The sequence below is a fragment of the Youngiibacter fragilis 232.1 genome, assembly GCF_000495435.3.
GTDB classification, from domain to species: Bacteria; Bacillota; Clostridia; order Clostridiales; family Clostridiaceae; genus Youngiibacter; species Youngiibacter fragilis.
On sequence record NZ_AXUN02000153.1, the window covers coordinates 1 to 676 of the forward strand.

Here is a 676-nt window from a genome sequence, read left to right on the forward strand (position 1 = left end):
GGCCCCGATGAAGTACTCAACGCACAGCACGGCATCAGCGCGCCGCGTGTCGGGCAGGCGTGCCCGTATGGCAGCGCTGACCGCCTGCGCCGATTCGCCCTGGTGCTCGTTGAGGTGAGCGCGTGTCGGGTCGGCGTTGGGTGTCTGTCGGGTTCGGTAGGTGTGCGCGAGTGAACCCCCGATCTCGCCGAAGCTCTTGAGCTTGGCAGTGCGCAGGATGGCGTATGGCATGCTTTCAGCGTGCAGGTGGAGCAAAAGCCAGCGCAAGCCCTGAAGCGTAGCGAGAGGGGGCGCAGAGCGGAGCGGCGCATGGTGTACTCACTACACCTTGTGCCAAGGTTGTTCGCCCTTCGGGAAGAGCAAGAGCATTCGCTGCGCTCACTCGCTCAACCCCGCAAGCGGGGGCCCCTTTCGCTCGAACAGCCAAAGCGGATTATTGCTTGGGAGGCAAAAGCGGGGCCGAAAGGAGGTCGGCCCAAGGGCCTCCGTGGTCGCGCTTCCTGCCTTCTCGCTGCGCTCGAAGACAGGAAGCCCTCCCGGAACACGAAGCCCCAGGAAGTCCGCCTTGCCGCCCACTATCGGTAGGGTTTGCACCCCTGCCCCCTCAGCGCGTTGGGCGGACACGTCCTAGACCTGCTGCATCGACCGGGCCTGCCCTGCTGGGTGCCCCCTCGGC

General features: G+C 65.8%; 1 protein-coding gene. It reads right to left on the reverse strand.

What is annotated here, in order from left to right; genetic code table 11:
• Nucleotides 1-231 (reverse strand): plasmid recombination protein (locus tag T472_RS19540; protein ID WP_174515121.1); only part of this gene is annotated, 231 nt, incomplete at its 3' end.
• Nucleotides 232-676: the final 445 nt, after the last annotated feature.